At 72.6% G+C, this 19,927-nt stretch carries 16 protein-coding genes; 7 read left to right on the forward strand and 9 right to left on the reverse strand.

Features of this window, described 5'->3' with window-relative positions:
• Positions 1–10: 10 nt before the first annotated feature.
• The 6 genes from ACFC0B_RS27450 to ACFC0B_RS27475 all read right to left on the reverse strand — a co-directional run bounded on the left by ACFC0B_RS27450 (position 11) and on the right by ACFC0B_RS27475 (position 7,635).
• Positions 11–1,942 carry a galactose oxidase-like domain-containing protein gene (locus ACFC0B_RS27450; protein WP_376091178.1) on the reverse strand — a complete coding sequence of 644 codons (1,932 nt, stop codon included), beginning with the start codon at positions 1,940–1,942 and terminating at the stop codon, positions 11–13.
• Between the two features lie 278 nt (positions 1,943–2,220).
• On the reverse strand, positions 2,221–3,459 hold the full coding sequence (locus ACFC0B_RS27455; protein WP_376091181.1) for an acyltransferase: 1,239 nt from the start codon (positions 3,457–3,459) through the stop codon (positions 2,221–2,223).
• 75 nt (positions 3,460–3,534) lie between these two features.
• The gene (locus ACFC0B_RS27460) at positions 3,535–4,671 is read right to left on the reverse strand and encodes an alpha/beta hydrolase (RefSeq protein ID WP_376091184.1); all 1,137 of its coding nucleotides are present in this window, start codon (positions 4,669–4,671) and stop codon (positions 3,535–3,537) included.
• A 158-nt stretch (positions 4,672–4,829) separates the two neighbouring features.
• Positions 4,830–5,504, reverse strand: coding sequence for a response regulator (locus ACFC0B_RS27465; protein WP_376091187.1), 675 nt, complete (start codon positions 5,502–5,504; stop codon positions 4,830–4,832).
• Positions 5,505–5,526: 22 nt separating this feature from the next.
• On the reverse strand, positions 5,527–6,891 hold the full coding sequence (locus ACFC0B_RS27470) for a sensor histidine kinase (RefSeq protein WP_376091190.1): 1,365 nt from the start codon (positions 6,889–6,891) through the stop codon (positions 5,527–5,529).
• A gap of 78 nt (positions 6,892–6,969) precedes the next feature.
• Complete coding sequence (locus ACFC0B_RS27475; protein ID WP_376091193.1) at positions 6,970–7,635, reverse strand: TetR family transcriptional regulator; 666 nt, start codon at positions 7,633–7,635, stop codon at positions 6,970–6,972.
• Between the two features lie 214 nt (positions 7,636–7,849).
• Between ACFC0B_RS27475 and ACFC0B_RS27480 the strand changes: the two genes are divergently transcribed.
• Complete coding sequence (locus tag ACFC0B_RS27480; RefSeq protein ID WP_376091196.1) at positions 7,850–9,454, forward strand: MFS transporter; 1,605 nt, start codon at positions 7,850–7,852, stop codon at positions 9,452–9,454.
• A gap of 102 nt (positions 9,455–9,556) precedes the next feature.
• Here the strand turns inward: ACFC0B_RS27480 and ACFC0B_RS27485 are convergent, their stop codons facing one another.
• Together ACFC0B_RS27485 and aceE are read right to left on the reverse strand one after the other, a co-directional pair.
• Complete coding sequence (locus ACFC0B_RS27485; protein WP_376091199.1) at positions 9,557–10,183, reverse strand: hypothetical protein; 627 nt, start codon at positions 10,181–10,183, stop codon at positions 9,557–9,559.
• 301 nt (positions 10,184–10,484) lie between these two features.
• Positions 10,485–13,235, reverse strand: coding sequence for a pyruvate dehydrogenase (acetyl-transferring), homodimeric type (aceE, locus tag ACFC0B_RS27490; protein ID WP_376091202.1), 2,751 nt, complete (start codon positions 13,233–13,235; stop codon positions 10,485–10,487).
• A 516-nt stretch (positions 13,236–13,751) separates the two neighbouring features.
• Here aceE and ACFC0B_RS27495 point away from each other — a divergent pair.
• The 5 genes from ACFC0B_RS27495 (at position 13,752) to ACFC0B_RS27515 (ending at position 17,587) form a co-directional block, all read left to right on the forward strand.
• Positions 13,752–14,189 carry a DUF3052 domain-containing protein gene (locus ACFC0B_RS27495; protein WP_344343487.1) on the forward strand — a complete coding sequence of 146 codons (438 nt, stop codon included), beginning with the start codon at positions 13,752–13,754 and terminating at the stop codon, positions 14,187–14,189.
• Positions 14,190–14,427: 238 nt separating this feature from the next.
• Positions 14,428–14,886 (forward strand): peroxiredoxin, encoded by a 459-nt coding sequence (locus ACFC0B_RS27500; RefSeq protein WP_376091206.1) that lies wholly within the window; start codon positions 14,428–14,430, stop codon positions 14,884–14,886.
• A 171-nt stretch (positions 14,887–15,057) separates the two neighbouring features.
• Complete coding sequence (locus ACFC0B_RS27505) at positions 15,058–15,633, forward strand: TerD family protein (RefSeq protein WP_376091209.1); 576 nt, start codon at positions 15,058–15,060, stop codon at positions 15,631–15,633.
• 217 nt (positions 15,634–15,850) lie between these two features.
• Positions 15,851–16,426: a TerD family protein gene (locus ACFC0B_RS27510; protein WP_376091212.1), complete on the forward strand. Its 576-nt coding sequence runs from the start codon at positions 15,851–15,853 to the stop codon at positions 16,424–16,426.
• Positions 16,427–16,480: 54 nt separating this feature from the next.
• On the forward strand, positions 16,481–17,587 hold the full coding sequence (locus tag ACFC0B_RS27515) for a DUF475 domain-containing protein (RefSeq protein ID WP_376091215.1): 1,107 nt from the start codon (positions 16,481–16,483) through the stop codon (positions 17,585–17,587).
• A 119-nt stretch (positions 17,588–17,706) separates the two neighbouring features.
• Here the strand turns inward: ACFC0B_RS27515 and ACFC0B_RS27520 are convergent, their stop codons facing one another.
• On the reverse strand, positions 17,707–18,828 hold the full coding sequence (locus ACFC0B_RS27520) for a DUF2637 domain-containing protein (RefSeq protein WP_376091218.1): 1,122 nt from the start codon (positions 18,826–18,828) through the stop codon (positions 17,707–17,709).
• 345 nt (positions 18,829–19,173) lie between these two features.
• On the opposite strand from ACFC0B_RS27520, the gene ACFC0B_RS27525 reads away from it, so the two are divergent.
• Positions 19,174–19,902, forward strand: coding sequence for a Tellurium resistance (locus ACFC0B_RS27525; RefSeq protein WP_376091221.1), 729 nt, complete (start codon positions 19,174–19,176; stop codon positions 19,900–19,902).
• Positions 19,903–19,927 lie beyond the last annotated feature (25 nt).

The following is a 19,927-nucleotide window of genomic DNA, read 5'->3' on the forward strand; positions in this document are numbered from 1 at the left end:
GGAGCGCGGGTCAGGCGGTGAGCTGGATCCACTTGGCGACGGAGGGCACGCCCCGGTCGTTGAGCAGGTAGAGCATGTACCAGCCGGGCGGCGCGGCCTTGGCGTCCGGCGGGGCCTGGAACTCCAGCCGGTTGCCGGCCCGGCTGCTGAGCCGCAGGTCGAGGTGGCGCTGGCTGGTGTTGATCGAGTGGGTGGAGGTGGTGGGGGCGAGCAGCACCGCCTTGGAGACCAGTTCCGGGGTGGTGGTGGTGACCTGGAAGGTCTTGTCGTAGCCGACGGGTGCGGTCGGCGTCCGGTCGAGGACCGGGCGGTCGCCCTGGTGGAGGTAGGCCGGCTCGTAGATCTCGATGGTCCCGTTCATGGTGACCGGGCCGGTGGTGCCGGGGACGTCGGCCACCGTGCCGTCGATGTCCGGGTTGTTGGCGAGCTGCTGGAGCTCGTCGCCGGTGACCATCACGCGCCCGTCGGGCAGTACCACGGCGTTGGAGTGGTAGCCGCGCGGCAGCCGCTGGACCGGCCCGAGCTGCCAGTTGCCCTGGTCGTCGCGGAGTTCGACCTGGCGGTACTTGAGGTCGGCGTTCGGGTTGTACGGACCGTTGCCGTAGTCGCGGATGTCGTAGGCGCCGTTGACGGTCATCAGCCGGCCGTTGGGCAGCAGCAGGGTGTCGTCCTGGGTGCGGCCGAAGGCGCGGGACTTCTCGGCCGTCCAGCTGCCGTTGGAGAAGCGCAGGGTGCTGGGGTTGTCCCGGTCGCCGCCGAGGATCAGCGCGGAGTCCGGGCCGTTGGCTCCGCCGGGCAGCAGGACCGCCGAGCCGTAGTTGCGCTTGCGGCCGTCGGGGCGGGCGGTGAGGTCGCTGCGGGTCTCCGCGACCGGGTCGAACTTCCACTGCTCGGCGGCCTGCCGGCCGAAGCCGTAGATGTTGCCGTCGTTGAGCGAGAACAGGTGCGGGTAGTCCAGGGTGAACGGGGCGTCGGCTTTGAACCGGTCGACGGGGACGTTCCTCGGGGTGTCGCTCTTGAGCGAGGGCACCGGGTAGTTCTTGGCCGGGAAGCGCTCGACCACCGGGGTGGGGGTGCCCCAGCCGAGTTCGGACTGGCCGGACATGATCAGCTGCCGGCCGTCCGCGCCGGTCACCACCGTCGGGTACCAGCGGCCGACGGACATGTCGGCGTTGCGGGTCCAGGTCTCGGTCCACGGGTCGAAGATCAGCGAGAGCTTGGCGCCGGTGCCACCGTTGCCGCCGAGGTTGCCGCCGAAGACGCCGAGCATGCCGTTGGGCAGGAAGGAGTGGCCGGCACAGAAGAACGGCGCCGGGCGGGGCTGGTTCAGGCCGTCGGGCATGTCGACCACGGGCGGGGTGACCTGCTTGAACGCGTCCTTGCCGTAGCCGGCCGCCGGATCCCAGAGGAACGCCCGGCCGGCGTTCTCCCGACCGGTGGTCTGGGTGGGGGCGGGCTCCTTCTCCGGGTTGGTCTCGATCCGCTCGAAGGAGAACAGCAGCACCTTGCCGGTGGGCAGCAGCGCGACGTGGTCGCCGAAGTCGGGCGAGGGGAAGTACTGGTTGAACGCCCCGAAGGTGCCGGCGGCGAAGCCCTGGTTGTGGGTGGTCTGGGACTCCGTCAGCGCGTTCAGCCGGTTGGTGCGGGTGGTCTGCGGGTAGTCGCCGATGCCGCGGACGGCCGCGCGCATCCGGGCGTGCTCCTCGGCGTGCTCCTGGCCGAGCGCGGCGACCTCGTCGTCGCGCACCTCGGCGAGCACCCGGGGGTCGGTGACCTTGGGGGCGACGGCGGTCGCGCCGTCGGGGGCGTCATGGCCGCCGGAACCGTGGGCGGCGGCGGGGACGACGGCGGTCAGGGCGGTGCCGGCGGTCAGCGTGAAGACCACGGCGGTGGCGAGCACGGTCGCGAGGCGCCGGCCGGGCCGTGGCGGGGGCAGGGACATGGAACTCCTCGAACAGCGGCAGAGGTCGTCCGGCTCGGAACTCCGGGCGGGGAAAGGGGGGAACGGCCGACGGGCAGCGCCCGGTCGCCGACAGCCACAGGCCATCACGGTGGGTCGCGGTTCGCATGCGGAGTCACTGCGTTCGGCGGGGGCGTGCGCCGCAAGCGGGTGAGCGGGCGCGCGGGAACGCGGAAGCGGGCGCGGACCCGCCGGTCCGCGCCCGCCGTCGCCCCGCCCGCCCGTCGTCCCGCCCCGCCGCCCCGTCCTCCCACCGGGCGTCAGACGACACCCAGCGCGTACGCGGCGAAGAACGCCGCCCCCGCTCCGGCCGCCGCCCTGGCCGGCCGGGGGAGCCCCGTCCACGGGCCGTCGAAGCGGCGGGTGAACCACCCGATCGCGATCAGCGCGGCGCCGAACAGCGGCAGCAGCGCCAGTCGGAACGCGACCCAGCCGAGCGAGTCCGGCGCCACCGTCAGCCCCGGCACCGCGCCGAAGGCGGCCGCGCCCGGCACCGCGACCGCGAGCATCGCGCTCTGGTGCCAGCAGAAGATCGTCATCGCGGAGAGGTTGACCGCCACCACCGGCAGCCAGAGCAGCGGACGGCGGGTCAGCAGCCGGCCGAGCCGCTCGCGCAGCAGCACCGCCGCGCCGCACTGCACCGCCGCCAGCGCCAGGACCAGCAGGGACGGCGGGTGCGAGTTGGTGCGCCCGGCGCCCGGCACGCCGACCATCGAGGCGGGGTAGTGGAAGACCAGCAGCAGCACGGCGAACAGCGCCCCGCCGCCGGCCAGCAGCAGCCGCGCCGCCGGACGGCCCAGCCGGCCCGTGGCCCAGAGCACGCCCAGCTGGTAGCCGAACAGCCAGCCCGGCAGGATGTTCAGCAGGCCGACCCAGGACGGCACCGCCTGGGCCCACGGCCCGTACCGCAGCAGGTCGACGACGGCGACCGCGGCGAGCAGCAGGCCCGCCGACCAGCCGCCCGCACGGCGGGCGAGGGCCGCGCAGACCGGGGTGAGCGCGGTCAGGCCCAGGTAGACGGCGATGTACCAGAGCGGCTGCACCACCAGCGTCGAGCCGGTCCGCACGGTGTCGGCGGGGACGCCGAGGCGCGGCAGCAGCGGGATCAGCGGCGCCCAGACGGCGGCCACGCCGAGCACCGGCCGGAGCAGCCGCACCACCCGGCCGCGCAGCCACCCCCCGTACCCGACCCCCCGGGCCCGGGCCCGTTCCAGCGAGCGGACCGCCGAGTGGCCGCCGACCAGGAAGAACACGCCCAGCAGCTGGAGCCCCCAGCTGGCAGGGGCGAAGAAGCCGAGGTCGGGGGAGGAGAGCGGGCTGGCGTTGTGCAGGGCGCCGTCGGCGGAGCGGGTGAAGCCGCCGAGCAGCCAGTGGCCGACCGGGACGGCGAGCAGGGCGAGGGCGCGCAGACCGTCCAGGGCGCGGTCGCGGGTCCCGGGGGTGCGGGCGTCCACCTGGCGGGCGGCCCGGTGCAGGGGGGCGAGCAGGGGGCTGGGCATGACGGGGTCTCCGTTCGCGGGGCGCGAGGGCTCGGGGAGGGGGCTCGGGGAGGGGGCTCGGTGGGGGAGCGCGGGTCAGCGGCCGAGGGCGAGGTCGGCGAAGGCGGCCAGCGAGGCGGTGCCCGGGGCGAAGTAGCCGGTGTGGCCGTGCGAGCCGGTGGACGGCAGCGGACGGGCGCCGAACGCCGGGTCGGTCGGGTCGGCGCCGTGGCCGAGGCCGAACAGCCGCAGGTGCGGCACGTTGCCGATCCAGTCGGAGCCGTTGCGGGCGGTGGCCCAGAGCGGGACGCGCGGGTCGAGCTCGGCGGCCGAGCCGACGCCCAGGCCCGGCGAGCCGAGCACCACCACGCCGGAGGCCTGCCGCGGACCCGGCCGGGCCAGCCCGCAGACCACCGAGCCGTAGCTGTGGCAGAACACCGTGGCCGGGGCGTCGGGGCGGGTGCTGACGGCGAGTCCGTCGAGCAGTCGGGCCAGCCGCCCGGCGCCGGCCTCGGCCAGGGTCTCGGTGGCGGCGTCCGGGCCCAGCCCGAGCGGGGTGGTGTAGCCCGCCCAGGCGATCACGGCGGTGTGCCCGCCGGTCGCGTCGTACAGCGCCCGGGCCATGCCGACGGGGGTGCCGTACGGGTCGCCGGCGCGGTCGAAGGTGCGCAGGTCGATGTCGGAGCCGGGGACGACGACCGCGGTGCGGCGGGCGGCGGCGAGGTCGCCGAACACCTCGGCGACCTGGCCGCGGCCGCGCGGGTCGAAGGCGAGCAGGCGGCGCGGCCCGCCGGGCGCCGATCCGTCGAGCAGGCCGCGGTAGCGCTCGGCGCGCTCCCGGGCGGCGGCGCGGTCCTGCGGGGTGAGCGCCGGGTCGGCGGCCCGGGCCAGGGCGTGCTCGCGCTCCTCGGCCACGGCCCGGGCGTTGGCCCGGTAGCGCAGCTCGACGGGCGCGCCGTCCAGGTTGCCGACCACCAGCGGGTGGCGGACGGTCAGCTCCTCCCGGGCGGCGGGGCCCAGCCCGGCGAAGAAGGCGGCCACCTCGGCGGGGGTGGCGGCGGCCGGGTCGGGCAGCGGCCGGCCGAGGGCGGTGTCGGCGGTCCAGGCGGCGGCCCCGGGCGGCGGGCCGGTCACCGCGCGCTCGCCGCCGGAGGCCCAGCCGCCCACTCCCAGCACCGCGGCCAGCGCCAGCGCGGCGGCCGCCGTCGCGCGCCCGATCCGATTCCTCGTCATGTCCTTCTGCCTCCGCTTCCCGTCCGGTCCGACGGGAAGGAAGGTAGGAACGAGGCGGCCCCGCGGACGTCACACCGCGGGGCCAACTCCCGGGTGCTACCCGGGTATCAGGGGGTTCTCCCCCGGGGGAGAACCTCACCGGGGTCCGGGGGAGGGCCTCATTGACCCGGGGTCACCAGGCCGGACTCGTAGGCGAGCACCACGGCCTGGGCGCGGTCGCGCAGGTCGAGCTTGGCCAGGATCCGGCCGATGTGGGTCTTCACGGTCTGCTCGGCGAGCACCAGCCGGGCGGCGATCTCCTGGTTGGACAGGCCGCGGGCGATCAGCTCCAAGACCTCGGTCTCGCGCGGGGTCAGCCCGTTGAGCCGCAGCTTGGGGTCGCGCCGCCTGGCCGGCCTGGTCCGGGCGAAGTCCTCGATCAGCCGCCGGGTCACCGAGGGGGCGAGCAGCGCCTCGCCGGCCGCGACCACCCGGACGGCGGCGATGAGGTCGTCCGGGGGCGCGTCCTTGAGCAGGAAGCCGCTGGCGCCGGCCCGCAGCGCGTCGTAGACGTAGTCGTCGACGTCGAAGGTGGTGAGCATCAGCACCTTGGGGCGGTGCGCGCCGGGCACGGACGGGTCCAGCAGCCGGCGGGCCGCCTCCAGGCCGTCCATGACGGGCATCCGGACGTCCATCAGCACGACGTCCGGATGGGTGCGGCCGCTCACCTCCAGTCCCTGCGCGCCGTCCGCGGCGTCCCCCACCACGTCGATGTCGCTCTGCGCGTTCAGCAGGGCGGCGAATCCGGCCCGCACCATCGCCTGGTCGTCGACGATGATCACGCGGATGGTCATACGGTGCTCTCCCCGGGGCGGTCTACGGTTCGGCCGGCGGCCCGTCCGGGTCCTCCGGTGCGGGGCCACCGGGCCGGGTGTCCTCCGACCGAGTATCCGCCAGGGCGGGGACGGGCAGGACGGCGGCCACCTTGAACCCGCCGTCCGGCAGCGGCCCGGTGTCCAGCCGCCCGTCCAGCAGCCGGACCCGCTCGCGCATGCCGACCAGCCCCTGGCCGGTGCCCTCGACCGAGGCCTCCAGCGACTCGGCCCGCACCGGCGGGGCCGCGTTGACCACGGTGACCAGCAGGGATCCGTCGGCGACCGCCAGCGAGACCCAGGCCGCGGCGCCGGGGGCGTGCCGGACCACATTGGCCAGCGCCTCCTGGACGATCCGGTAGACCGAGAGCCCGACGGCCGGCGGCAGCGGGTCGCCGGCCAGCTCCGGGGCGAGCGTCAGCTCGGCGGACACGCCCGCCCGGCGGACCGTCTCGACCAGCTGGGCGAGCTGGCCGGTGCCCGGCTGCGGCGCCGTCTCACCGCCCGACTCCTCGCTGCGCAGCACCCCGAGCAGCCGCCGCATCTCGGCCAGCGACTCGCGCGCGGTGCCGGCGATCGCGGCGAACTCCTCGGCGGCCTCGGCCGGGACGCCGGTGATCCGGTACGGCGCGCTGGCCGCCTGGACGGCGATCACCGACATGTGGTGGGCGACCACGTCGTGCAGCTCGCGGGCGATCCGGGCGCGCTCCTCCAGCAGGGTGCGCCGTTCGCGTTCGGCCTCGCTGATGTGCTCCTGCTCGGCGAGCAGCCGGCGGGCCTCGGCGCGCTCGCGCAGCGCCCCGCCGAGCACCAGGACGGCGCCGGCCAGGGCGGTGGCGAGCAGGCTGTTGTCCCCGCCGAACCCGCCGGCGAGGCCGATCACGGAGAGCGTCAGGCTCACCGCGGCGGTGACCAGCCAGACCGCGACCAGGGTGCGGCGGGCCTCGCGCAGGGCGAGCGTCAGCATCAGCAGCAGGTAGCCGACCAGGGCGGGCGGCGGCCACGGCCAGGGGCCCTCGACGCCCTGGGCGGTGGCGCCCTCGCCGGTGGAGAGGACCAGCAGCGAGGTCAGCAGGGCGCCGCCGCCGATCATCCACCAGGCGGGCAGCGGCCGGGTGACGGCGAGCACCAGCGGCACCGTCTGGGTGACCGTGAGGGCGGCGGCCAGGCCGGCGTCCACCCCGTAGTCGTTGACCAGCACGTTGATGCCGGTGGGCAGCAGCGCGACGGCGGCGGCGGTGGCGAGGACGTACGGCAGGAGGCGGACCCAGCGGCGGGAGGCCTGGGCGAGCAGCGGGGTGTGGTCGGCGGACGGGCGGGTGAGCGGGGCGAGCAGTGCGCGCACCGGACCGCCCAGTGGCTTGGGCATCCGGTCAGCCTAGGGCGGCGCGGGGCGGCCGGCGTCCTACCGGGGTGCGGACCTCCGCGTCATACCCGGGTATGAGGGTCACGCTCTCCAGTCGCCGACCAGGGCCGGGCCGAGCAGGTCCAGGTGGCGGTTGATCAGCGCGATCATGCCCTCGGGGCCGGCGTCCTCCTGGTCGGCGCTCCAGGACAGGTGGGCGGCGCGCAGCACGCCGCCGAAGGCCGCCGCGAGCACCGCGGGGCGCAGGTCCTCGGCCGGGTCGAGGCCCTCGCGCTCGGCGATGACGAGGGTCACCACCCGCTCCTGCTCGGTGACCCGGCGCAGGTGGGCGGCGAGCAGGGTGGGGGTGGTCTCGATCATCCGGAGCAGCTCCAGCCCGGCGGTCACCGAGCAGGGCCCGGTGTCCGCGACGGCGCCGCGCTCGCGCCAGGAGGCGACGATCGCCGCGCGCAGCGCCCGGAGCGGGTTCTCCTCGGCGGGGCGGGCCCGCAGCTGCGCGATGAAGTGGTCCTCGGCCTCGGCGAGGACGGCGAGGGCGACCTCGTCCTTGTTGGCGAAGTAGCGGAAGAAGGTGCGCTGCGAGACGTCGACGGCGCCGGCGATCTCGTCGACGGTGGTGCGGGCGAAGCCCTGGCCGAGGAAGAGCCGGTGGGCCGCCTCGATGAGGGCGTCCCGGGTGCGCTGCTTCTTCCGGGCGCGCAGTCCGGGCTCCTGGGCGGGGGCGGGGGAAGCGGGCTGAGCGGCCATGGCGGGGCCCTCCGGAGGGTGATCGGGCTGGTGCTGTGGAGGCTACTGTAGCGATCTGACAAATGACAGAAAGGCGCAGAAGTCAGCGTTTGCCGAATGTCAGTGACTGTCATAATGTGCCTGGGTGGCGCCCCAGGGCCGGGCACTCGTGGGGACGGGTGGGCCGGGGCGCCACTTCCACGTCCGCCCGCAGCCAGCCCCTCGGAGGGCCCAGATGAGTCAGTCCCTCACCAAGAGCGCCACGGCGGACGCACCGCCGCCGGGCACGTCACCGGGTGGGAAGGGCCTCCAGGGCCACCCCTGGCTGACCCTGCTCACCGTCGCCGTCGGCGTGATGATGGTCGCCCTGGACGGCACGATCGTCGCGATCGCCAACCCGGTCATCCAGGCCGACCTCAACGCCGCGCCCTCCGAGATCCAGTGGGTGACCAGCGGCTACCTGCTGGCCCTCGCGGTCTTCCTGATCACCGCCGGCAAGATCGGCGACCGGTTCGGCCACAAGAACACCTTCCTGGTCGGCGCGGTCGGCTTCGCCGTCACCTCGGCGGCGATCGGTTTCGCCGGGAACATCCAGACGGTGATCGCCTTCCGCGTCCTGCAGGGCCTGTTCGGCGCGCTGCTCCAGCCGGCCGCGCTCGGCCTGCTGCGCGGGGCCTTCCCGGCCGAGAAGCTCAACATGGCGATCGGCATCTGGGGCGGTGTCATCGGCGCCTCCACCGCGGCCGGCCCGATCGTCGGCGGCCTGCTGGTCGAGCACGTCAACTGGGAGTCGGTGTTCTTCATCAACATCCCGGTCGGTCTGATCGCGCTGGCCCTCGGCCTGTGGATCCTGCGGGACGTGCGGGCGGAGAACGCGGCGAAGTCCTTCGACATCCCCGGCATCGTGCTGCTCTCGGTGGCGATGTTCGCCCTGGTCTTCGGCATCATCAAGGCCCCCGAGTGGGGCTGGGGCGACGTCTCGACGCTGGTCTTCCTGGGCGGCGCGGTCGTCCTGATGACCGCCTTCGCGTTCTGGCAGCGGGTGGCCAGGGAGCCGCTGATCCCGCTCAGCCTGTTCCGTTCGCTGCCGCTGTCGGCCGGCACCCTGCTGATGGTGCTGATGGCCTTCTCGTTCTTCGGCGCGATCTTCTTCGTCACCTTCTACTTGCAAAATGTCCACGGTATGACGCCGGTCCAGGCGGGCGTCCACCTGCTGCCGATGACCGGCATGATGATCATCGGATCGCCGGTGGCGGGGATCGCGATCGGCAAGCTGGGCCCGCGGATCCCGATCGTGGCCGGCATGCTGATCACCACCGCCGCGATGTTCGGGATGTCCACCCTGGACGCCGGCTCCGGCAACGGCGTGATGGCGCTCTGGTTCGTGCTGATGGGCCTGGGCATCAGCCCGGTCATGGTCGGCGCCACCGAGGTGATCGTCGGCAACGCGCCGCTGGAGCTCTCCGGCGTCGCCGGCGGCCTCCAGCAGTCCGCGATGCAGGTCGGCGGCAGCCTCGGCACCGCCGTGCTGGGCGCGCTGATGGCCGCCCGGGTCACCGACACGCTGCCCGGCACGTGGGCCGACGCGGGCCTGCCGCCGGTGGACCCGGCGCAGGCCGAGGGTCTCAACCAGGCCGCCCAGCTCGGCATCGCCCCGCCCGCCCCGGCCGGCACCCCGCAGCAGGTCGTCGACGCGATGGCCGGGGCCGTCCACGACTCCTTCGTCAGCGGCATGTCGCTGGCCTTCGCGGTCGCCTCGGTGGTCGCCTTCGCCGCCGCCCTGCTCGGCCTGCTGACCCGGCGCGGTACCACCGACGCCGGGCCCGCCGTCCACATCTGACACGCGCCCGGGCACCTCGCGCCGCCGGCCCCGGACTCGACCGAGTCCGGGGCCGGCGGCCGTCCGCGGACGGGCCGGCGTTCCGTTCCGGCGCCGTCGGGGTCAGGAGGTGGGGCAGTCCAGGGTCGGGTCGGTCTCGGCGGCGGCCCAGCACTGCTCGGCCTGCTGCCAGTACTCCTCCTCGGAGAGGGACTCCGAGGGGCTGGGGGAGGGGAGCACCTGGGTGGGGCCGAAGTGGTTGCCGCCGGGCGGCGGGCCGGGCGGGGGCGCGGGAGCCGTCGAGGTGGGGCCGGGTGCCGGGGCGGCCGGGGTCCCGGTGGCCGCCGGGGTCCCGCCCGCCGGCCCGGCGGTGGGGCGCGCGGGCGGCGCGGGCGGTGCGGCGGGGCCGGTGGCCGGGTCGGACGGCGGCACCTCGGCGGAGACGAGCCCGAGGGCCGGCCCGCCGTCCGGCCGGGTCCGGTCGCGGGGCGCGGCGGGCGCCGTCGGCGGGGCGGCCGGGGGTGCGGACGGCCCGGCCCCGGCGTCCGCGGGCGCCGTCGGCGCGACGGCGACGGTGCCGGGGTCGTCGGCCGCGGGCGGTTCGCCCGGTGCGGGCGCGGGGGTCACCGGCCCCGGCACCGGCAGCACGTCGAGCAGGCCCCGGTCAGGGGCGGCCGGCAGGGACACCGAGGGCCCGCCGAGCTCCTCCGGAGCGGGCAGCAGCTGGGACAGCAGGGCGCCGGTGGTCACGCCGACCAGCAATGCCAGGGGGAAGGCCCCCGTCCTCGGTGCGCGCACGATACCGGCCCCCTCCCCTCGCCCCCTGGAAAGACACCTTAAGCGTGACTCTCGGGAAGGTTAAGAGGGAACCGGCACCCGTCCCGGTCCGGGCCGCCGGACGAGGCTCCGGCAACGGGACGATCCGGATGGTTCGGGCGCGGAACTCCGCGCCCGGCGGCTCCGCCGCGATCCGCCGGGCCCGCACGGCAGAGGGGCCGGCCCTCCCGCACACGGCGGGGGGGACCGGCCCCTCAGGGGATCAGCGGTGCGCTCAGGCCTCGCCGCCCGCGGCGCCCGGGTCGGCCGCCGCCACGTCGAGCAGCTGGTAGCGGTCGATCGCGTCCTTCAGTGCGCTGCGCTCGATCTTGCCCTGCTTGGCCAGCTCGGTGAGCACGGCCAGCACGACGGACTGCGCGTCGATGTGGAAGTAGCGACGGGCCGCACCGCGGGTGTCGGCGAAGCCGAAGCCGTCGGCGCCCAGCGACTGCCACGCGCCCGGCACCCAGCGGGCGATCTGGTCCGGCACCGCGCGCATCCAGTCGGACACCGCGACGAACGGGCCCTCGGCGCCGTGGAGCTTGCTGGTCACGTACGGGACGCGCTGCTGCTCCTCGGGGTGCAGCAGGTTGAACTCCTCGGCCTCCACCGCCTCGCGGCGCAGCTCGTTCCAGGAGGTCGCGGACCAGACGTCGGCCTTGACGTTCCACTCCTCGGCCAGGATCCGCTGGGCCTCCAGGGCCCACGGCACGGCCACGCCGGAGGCGAGGATCTGCGCCGGGATCTGGCCGGCGGTGCCGGCGGCGTACTTGTGGAGGCCCTTCAGGATGCCGTCGACGTCCACGTTCTCGGGCTCGGCCGGCATCTTGATCGGCTCGTTGTAGACGGTGAGGTAGTAGAACACGTCCTCACCGGTCGGGTGCTCCTCGCTGGAGCCGTACATCCGCCGCAGGCCGTCCTGGACGATGTGGGCGATCTCGAAGCCGTACGCGGGGTCGTACGCGACGACGCCCGGGTTGGTCGAGGCCAGCAGGTGCGAGTGGCCGTCGGCGTGCTGCAGGCCCTCGCCGGTCAGCGTGGTGCGGCCGGCGGTGGCACCGAGCACGAAGCCGCGGGCCAGCTGGTCGGCCATCTGCCAGAACTGGTCGCCGGTGCGCTGGAACCCGAACATCGAGTAGAAGACGTACACCGGGATCAGCGGCTCGCCGTGGGTGGCGTAGGCCGAGCCGGCGGCGATCAGCGAGGCGGTGCAGCCGGCCTCGGAGATGCCGTCGTGCAGCATCTGACCGGTGGGCGACTCCTTGTACGCCAGAAGCAGCTCGCGGTCGACCGACTCGTAGGTCTGGCCGAGCGGGTTGTAGATCTTCGCCGACGGGAACAGCGAGTCCATGCCGAAGGTGCGGTACTCGTCGGGCGCGATCGGCACGAAGCGGTTGCCGATGCCCTTGTCCCGCATGAGGTCCTTGAGCAGCCGGACGAACGCCATGGTGGTGGCGATGGTCTGGTTGCCCGAGCCCTTCTTGACCGCCTTGTACGCGTCGTCGCCCGGCAGCTCCAGCTTGCGCGGCCGCACCTTGCGGGTCGGCACGTAGCCGCCCAGCTCCTGGCGGCGGTCGTGCATGTACTGGATCTCTTCCGAGTTGCGGCCCGGGTGGTAGTAGGGCGGGTAGCCCTCTTCGAGCTGCTTGTCGGTGATCGGCAGGTGCAGCCGGTCGCGGAAGCGCTTCAGGTCCTCGACCGTCAGCTTCTTCATCTGGTGGGTGGCGTTGCGGCCCTCGAAGTTGGGGCCCAGCGTCCAGCCCTTGACGGTCTGCGCCAGGATGACGGTCGGCTGGCCCTTGTGCTCGCGGGCCGCCTTGAACGCCGCGTAGATCTTGCGGTGGTCGTGGCCGCCGCGGCCCAGGTGCTGGATCTGCTGGTCGGTCATCGACTCGACCATCTTGCGCAGCCGCAGGTCGCCGCCGAAGAAGTTGTCGCGGATGTACGCGCCGGACTCGGTGGCGTAGGTCTGGAACTGGCCGTCCACCGTGGTGTTCAGCTTGTTCACCAGGACGCCGTCGCGGTCCTGCGCGAGCAGGGGGTCCCAGCTGCGGTCCCAGACCAGCTTGATCACGTTCCAGCCGGCGCCGCGGAACTGCGACTCCAGCTCCTGGATGATCTTGCCGTTGCCGCGGACCGGGCCGTCGAGGCGCTGCAGGTTGCAGTTGACCACGAAGGTGAGGTTGTCCAGGCCCTCGCGGGCGGCCAGGGACAGCTGGCCGAGCGACTCGGGCTCGTCCATCTCGCCGTCGCCGAGGAAGGCGTAGACGTGCGAGTCGGAGGTGTCCTTGATGCCGCGGTGCTCCAGGTAGCGGTTCATCCGGGCCTGGTAGATCGCGCCGAGCGGGCCGAGGCCCATCGAGACGGTCGGGAACTCCCAGAAGTCCGGCATCAGCCGCGGGTGCGGGTAGCTGGAGAGGCCGTAGGGGGCCTTCGACTTCTCCTGGCGGAAGGCGTCGAGCTGCTGCTCGCTGAGCCGGTCCAGCAGGAAGGCGCGGGCGTAGATGCCGGGGGAGGCGTGACCCTGGAAGAAGATCTGGTCGCCGGACTCGCCCTCGGCGTCCTTGCCGCGGAAGAAGTAGTTGAAGCCGACGTCGTAGAGCGACGCGGAGGAGGCGAAGGTGGCGATGTGGCCACCCACGCCGATGCCCGGGCGCTGCGCCCGGGAGACCATCACCGCGGCGTTCCAGCGGGTCGCGTTGAGGATCTTGCGCTCGATCTCCTCGTTGCCGGGGAAGAACGGCTCGTCCTTGGTGGCGATGGTGTTGACGTAGTCCGTGCTGCGCATCTCGGGCACGGCGACACGCTTCTCGCGGGCGCGCTCGATCAGCCGCAGCATCAGGTAGCGGGCACGCTCACGCCCCCGCTCGTCGATGGCCGCATCGAGCGACTCCAGCCATTCCGCGGTCTCCTCGGGATCGAAGTCCGGGACCTGACTCGGAAGGCCGCCAATGATGATCGGGTTGCGATCGGATCCGGAAGCCACGCTGTTCCTTCACTGTCGGTCGAAACTGAGGTGTGTCGCGCCGCCTCCATCGTGCTACCGCGCTCGGAGATCCGTCATCTCTACCGATCGGTAACCGCTCTCCCTGACAGAAGGAGCGGTCTGGTGATGTGCGGTTCGGACAGCATCGTCCGGGCCGCGCACCCCCGGGTGTTACGAACAGAGGTGGTCCGACCTGGTTTCCCTTCCGTCCGATGGCGGACGGCCGGGGTGAGGGCCAACAGGAGACTCTACGCCCGCGCACGCGCGGACCCGAATGCCGTTCGCATCTCGGGCGTGCGTACGGCCTGTGGACCAGGACCTCCCGAAGCATCCTTGTCCTATGCAGAGAAGGGCAAATCGGTGTGATTCCCGACACGTCGCCCGGCGTGTCCCGGTGCGACACGTCAACCTTTGGAGGGGATCGGGGGTCGGGTACTTGCGCGAACCGCCGCGCCCGTGTGGACTACGGCCACAGCCTCGGCATGGACGCCGGGCCGAATACTGGAGGTTATTCCCGTGAGCGCGACCGCGGACCCCGCGGACAAGTCCAACCCGGCAGCTCGTCTCGGCTTCGAAGAAGGCCAGATCATCCAGGAGCTGGGGTACGACGAAGACACTGACCAGGATCTCCGCGAAGGCATCGAGGAGATCACCGGGACGGATCTCGTCGACGAGGACTACGACGACGTCGCCGACGCCGTCCTGCTGTGGCACCGCGACGACGACGGGGACCTCACCGACGCCCTCGTCGACGCCCTGGAATACCTGGCCGAGGGCGGCCTGATCTGGCTGCTGACGCCCAAGACCGGCCGGGACGGCCACATCGAGGCCTCGGACATCGCCGACGCCGCGAAGACCTCCGGTCTCTCCCAGACGAGCTCGATCGCGATCGCCAAGGACTGGGCCGCGACCCGTCTGGCGACCAAGTCGACCGCCAAGCCGGGCAAGCGCTGAGCGCCGCCTGACGGGCCGCACCGGGCCCCGCCGGAGGATCCTCCGGCGGGGCCCGGTCGTATTCCGGCGGCCGGCGCGCCCGCGTCCGGACGGCCGAACCGTTCGCCCAGGGCGAAAGCGGTGGCCCCGGACGGCGCAGGGCTCACCCGTCCGGCTCAATCGCTGCCGGCGGATGCGAGGATGGCGCTCGTCGCGCCACCCGCGCGGCCCAGTCGCGTCGAGTGGGAAAGGTCCCCGCATGGCCATCGAGATCGGCACCGAGGCTCCGGACTTCGAGCTCAAGAACCAGCACGGCGAGCTGGTCCGGCTCTCCGACTTCCGGGGCGAGAAGAACGTCGTCGTGGTCTTCTACCCGTTCGCGTTCACCGGTGTCTGCACCGGCGAGGTCTGCGCGATCCAGAAGGAGCTGCCGCGCCTGCAGAACGACGAGGTGCAGGTGCTCGGCGTGTCCAACGACTCGCCCTTCAGCCAGCGGGTCTTCGCCGACCAGGAGGGCCTGGAGTTCCCGCTGCTCTCCGACTTCTGGCCGCACGGCGAGGTCTCCCGCGCCTACGGCGTCTTCGACGAGGAGAAGGGCTGCGCCGTCCGCGGCACCTTCGTGATCGACAAGGCCGGCGTGGTCCGCTGGAGCGTCGTGAACGGCCTGCCGGACGCCCGTGACGAGCAGGAGTACCTGGCGGCCGTCGGCGCGCTCTGAGCCGCCCGCGGGCTTCGCCCCGCCCCCGTCCGGCCGGTTCCCCGGCGCGGACGGGAACCCCGCACTACGATCGGCTCGTTGGCTGGTCAGAGGCCCGGGACGGTTCCGCCGCCGGAGCCTCCGACCGCACCACGGGGGCACGAGGAGTGCCTCCCGAATCTTGGAGGACAAGTGGGTGTCAGCCTGAGCAAGGGCGGCAATGTCTCGCTCACCAAGGAGGCCCCCGGCCTGACCGCCGTGGTGGTCGGCCTCGGCTGGGACGTCCGCACCACCACGGGCACGGATTTCGACCTGGACGCCAGCGCACTGCTCTGCAACGACCAGGGCAAGGTCGGCGCGGACGGCAACTTCGTCTTCTTCAACAACCTGAAGAGCCCCGACGGCTCGGTCGAGCACACCGGTGACAACCTCACCGGTGAGGGCGAGGGCGACGACGAGGCGATCAAGGTCAACCTGGCGACCGTGCCGGCCGACGTTCAGAAGATCGTCTTCCCGGTGTCCATCTACGACGCCGAGAACCGGTCGCAGAACTTCGGCCAGGTCCGCAACGCGTTCATCCGCGTGGTGAACCAGTCGGACAACAAGGAGCTGGCCCGGTACGACCTCACCGAGGACGCCTCCACCGAGACGGCGATGGTCTTCGGCGAGCTGTACCGCAACGGCGCCGAGTGGAAGTTCCGCGCGATCGGCCAGGGCTACGCCTCCGGCCTGCGCGGCATCGCCCAGGACTTCGGCGTCAACGTCTGAGTCGGGCGGGCCGCTGACGGCCCGTGGCAGGGTGTGCGAACGGCCGGGGCGGCCGCGGACGCGAAGGCGTCGGCGGCCGCCCCGGCCGTTCCGTCGTTCCCGGCGCACTGGAAGGATGGGAGTTCAGGAAAGTTCAGCCGGCCGGAAGGGGCCGGCCGGGGTCGCGGGGGAATAGACCTGAGATGCGCCCCGGGAGGCAAGGGAGGAAGGACAACCCATGAGTGTCACGCTCGCCAAGGGTGGCAATGTCTCGCTCACGAAGGCCGCGCCGAATCTGACCCAGGTGCAGATCGGCCTCGGCTGGGACGCCCGGTCCACGACCGGCGCGCCCTTCGACCTCGACGCGAGCGCGCTGCTCTGCTCGGGCGGCCGGGTGCTGGGTGACGAGTACTTCGTCTTCTACAACAACCTCAAGAGCCCCGAGGGCTCGGTCGAGCACACCGGTGACAACCTGACCGGTGACGGCGACGGCGACGACGAGGTCGTCCTGGTCAACCTGGACCTCGTGCCGGCGCAGGTCGACAAGGTCGTCTTCCCGGTGTCCATCTACGACGCCGACAACCGGTCGCAGAACTTCGGCCAGGTCCGCAACGCGTACATCCGGGTGGTCAACTCGGTGGACGGCCAGGAGATCGCCCGCTACGACCTCACCGAGGACGCGTCCAGCGAGACCGCGATGATCTTCGGCGAGCTGTACCGGTACGCGGGCGAGTGGAAGTTCCGCGCGGTGGGCCAGGGCTACGCCTCGGGCCTGCGGGGCATTGCTCTCGATTTCGGCGTAAACGTACAGTAAAGGCCGCGATCGTCATGATCGCCCCGCCATGAACCCGAAAGGTAACCAAGTCCCGTGTTCCTCCGCACATTCGGCTGGTCATTCGCGATCACCGTTCTCGGACTGATCGCCGCAGGCCTGCTCTGGGGAGCCGAGGGATTCGGCATCGTGCTGATACTCTCCATCCTGGAGATCTCCCTCTCGTTCGACAACGCGGTGGTCAACGCCACGGTGTTGAAGCGGATGAACCCGTACTGGCAGAAGATCTTCCTCACCGTCGGCGTGCTGATCGCCGTGTTCGGCATGCGGCTGATCTTCCCGCTGCTGGTCGTGGGCCTCACCGCGCACCTCAACCCGGCGACGGTCATCGACCTCGCGATCCACAGCGACAAGACGTACGAGGGCCTCACCTACGGTCAGTACCTGGAGCAGGCCAACCCGGCGATCGCCGCCTTCGGCGGCGTCTTCCTGCTGATGATCTTCCTCGACTTCATCTTCGAGGAGAAGGACTACAACTGGCTGGCCTGGATCGAGCGCCCGCTGGAGAAGGTCGGCAAGCTGGAGGCGTTCTCCACCGTCGTCGCCCTGGTCACCCTGCTGCTGGCGTCCAACTTCTTCGCCGGTGAGCACGCCGAGACGGTGCTCCTCGCCGGTGTGCTCGGCCTCGTCACCTACCTCAGCGTCAACGGCCTCGCCTCGGTCTTCGAGTCGGGCCTTGAGGAGGAGGCCGAGAAGGAGGAGGCGGCCGAGAAGTCCGGCAAGTCGATCGTCCAGGTCGGCGGCAAGGCCGCGTTCTTCCTGTTCATGTACCTGGAGGTGCTGGACGCCTCGTTCTCCTTCGACGGCGTGGTCGGCGCGTTCGCGATCTCCAGCGACATCTTCCAGATCACCCTGGGCCTCGGCATCGGCGCGATGTACATCCGCTCGCTGACCGTCTTCCTGGTCCGCAAGGGCACCCTGGACGACTACGTCTACCTGGAGCACGGCGCGCACTACGCGATCGGCGCGCTCGCGGTCATCCTGCTGGTCGGCATCGAGTACCACATCCCGGAGATCGTCACCGGCCTGATCGGCGTCGCCTTCATCGGCCTCGCCCTCGGCTCGTCGATCCTCCGCAACCGGCGCGACGGCGCCGGCGGCGGGGGCGACGGGGAGCGGGAGCTGGTGGGCAGCGCCCAGTAGCCCGCGCCGCCGGCGCCGCAGCACGGCGACGCGACAGCACGACAGCACGACAGCACAACGCCGAACGGCCGTTCCTCCCGAGTGGGGAACGGCCGTTCGGCGTCGTGCGCGGTGGATGCTCAGCCGAGCTGCTGCTCGATGGCGCGCAGCTTGCGCTCCAGCGAGTCCAGCTTGGGCATCGACAGGGTGTCGTCGTCCGGCGTCAGGTCGATGGTCGAGCTGCTGCGGTAGGACGAGGAGGCCGAGGAGGAGGCGGTGCTGCTGCTGCCGACGGTGGTGCGCGGGCGGCGGCCGGTCTCCAGGGAGCTCAGCGCGGCCGGCTCCAGCGCGGAGGCGCCGGCGAGGGAGGAGGAAGCGTCCGCCTCGGCGGCTAGGGCAGGCTCCGTAGCGCTCGGGCCGTCTCCGGCGGAGGCGAGGGCGGGCACCTGACGGCCGCTGCGGTTGCGGGAGAGCATGCCGCCCGACTGGCGGGAGATGGCCTTCAGCTCGGCGCGCTCGCGGCGGTCGGCGCTGCGGGCCCGCACCTTGGCGTCCAGCTTGGCCTGGCGCTCCTCGCGCACCTCCTCGACCGCCTCGTCCAGGCTGCGGACGTTCTCCAGCAGCATCAGCGACCAGGCGGCGTAGGTCTCGCGGGGGGCGCGCAGCCAGCGGACGATGCGGATCTGCGGCAGCGGGCGCGGCACCAGGCCCTGCTCGCGCAGGGCGGCCTTGCGGGTCTGCTTCAGCGCGCGGTCGAAGAGGATCGCGGCCGAGATCGACATGCCGGAGAAGAACTCGGGGGCGCCGTCGTGGGCCATGCCGCGCGGGGCGTGCACCCAGTTGAACCAGGCCGAGGCGATGGCGAACACCCAGACCAGCAGACGCGAGCCGAGCGCCGCGTCACCGTGGCTGGCCTCGCGGACGGCGAGCACCGAGCAGAACATCGCGGCGCCGTCCAGGCCGAACGGCACCAGGTACTCCCAGCCGTTCGACAGGCCGAGGTTCTCCTTGCCGAAGCCGACCAGGCCGTGGAAGGAGAGCGCGGCCGCGACGCCGGCGCAGCAGAACAGCAGGACGTAGGAGGAGATCCCGTAGATCATCTCCTTGCGCCGGCGGCGCTCCTCACTGCGCTCCCAGGAGTCGCCGGACTCCTGCTTCCGGCTGTTGTTCTTGAAGCGCAGCGTCGCCACCAGGATGGCGGTGAACAGCAGGGCTGCGCCGCCGATGACGGTCCAGACCAGCTGTATGGAGGTCAGGTTCATTGCGGGTCGGGCCTCGGGTTTCCGCAGGGGACAGGTCACAGTGCGACACGGTGGTCAGGGCTCGTCCCCGGGACCGGGCCTGACGATGCGTCGTGGTCGGACGGGTGGCCCGGCACGCCCGGACAGGGGGCGCACGGGACACCTGTGCGGCTAGACGATATCGCGTCCGAAGTGGCGGCATGGTACGGGAGTCGGCCTTCGCCCCGCCAATCGACCCGCCGGTGCCCGGACGGTGTCCCCGGAGCGGCCGTGGGTAGGGGAGTTCGGGTACCCGGCGGGCGGGTTGATGCCCGATCATGGAGCGGCGGACCGTCAGAGCGACTGACGGGGCTGGGGGAGGACGGCATGGCCTCGATTTGGGAGTACCTGCGCGGGGAGCGGAACAGCTCCGACACCGGCGGCCAGTTCAAGGTCACCCTGACCAAGTCGTCACCGCAGCACGCGATCACCGGCGCGGCGGCGACCACCGGCTACCTCTACGTCAACCTGCACTGGACCACCCGGGCGGGGGCGGCGCGGGCGTCCGCCGGGGACACCGTGCGGCGGTTCTTCAGCCCGCGCATCTTCAGCCCGATGGAGCCGGACTCCAGCCAGAACGCGCAGGTCAACGTGGACCTCGACCTGGCCTGCATGTACGAGCTCGCGGACGGCAAGCGGGGGGTGGTGCAGCCGCTGGGCGGGCTCCTCGGGGACCTCCAGCACCCGCCGTACGTCAAGCTCAGCGGCGACGACCAGTACGGCGCGCCGTCCGGCGAGACGATGTACATCAACCTGGAGAAGAAGGACCAGTTCAAGCGGCTGCTGGTGTTCGTGTACATCTACGACGGCACGCCCGCCTTCGAGCAGACCAACGCGGTGGTGACGATCGTGCCGCAGTCCGGGCCGCGGATCGAGGTCAAGCTGGAGGAGCGGGCCCCGGCGGCGCGGTCCTGTGCGGTGGTGCTGATCGAGAACAGCGGGGACAACACGCTCACGGTGCGGCGCGAGGTCCGCTACGTCAACGGCTTCCAGGCGGACATCGACCGGCTGTACGGCTTCGGGATGCAGTGGCAGCGCGGGTACAAGCCGGAGTGAGCCCCGGTCCGGGGGCCACCGGGCG

This window comes from Kitasatospora sp. NPDC056184 (assembly GCF_042268405.1).
In the GTDB taxonomy this organism is placed as follows: Bacteria; Actinomycetota; Actinomycetes; order Streptomycetales; family Streptomycetaceae; genus Kitasatospora.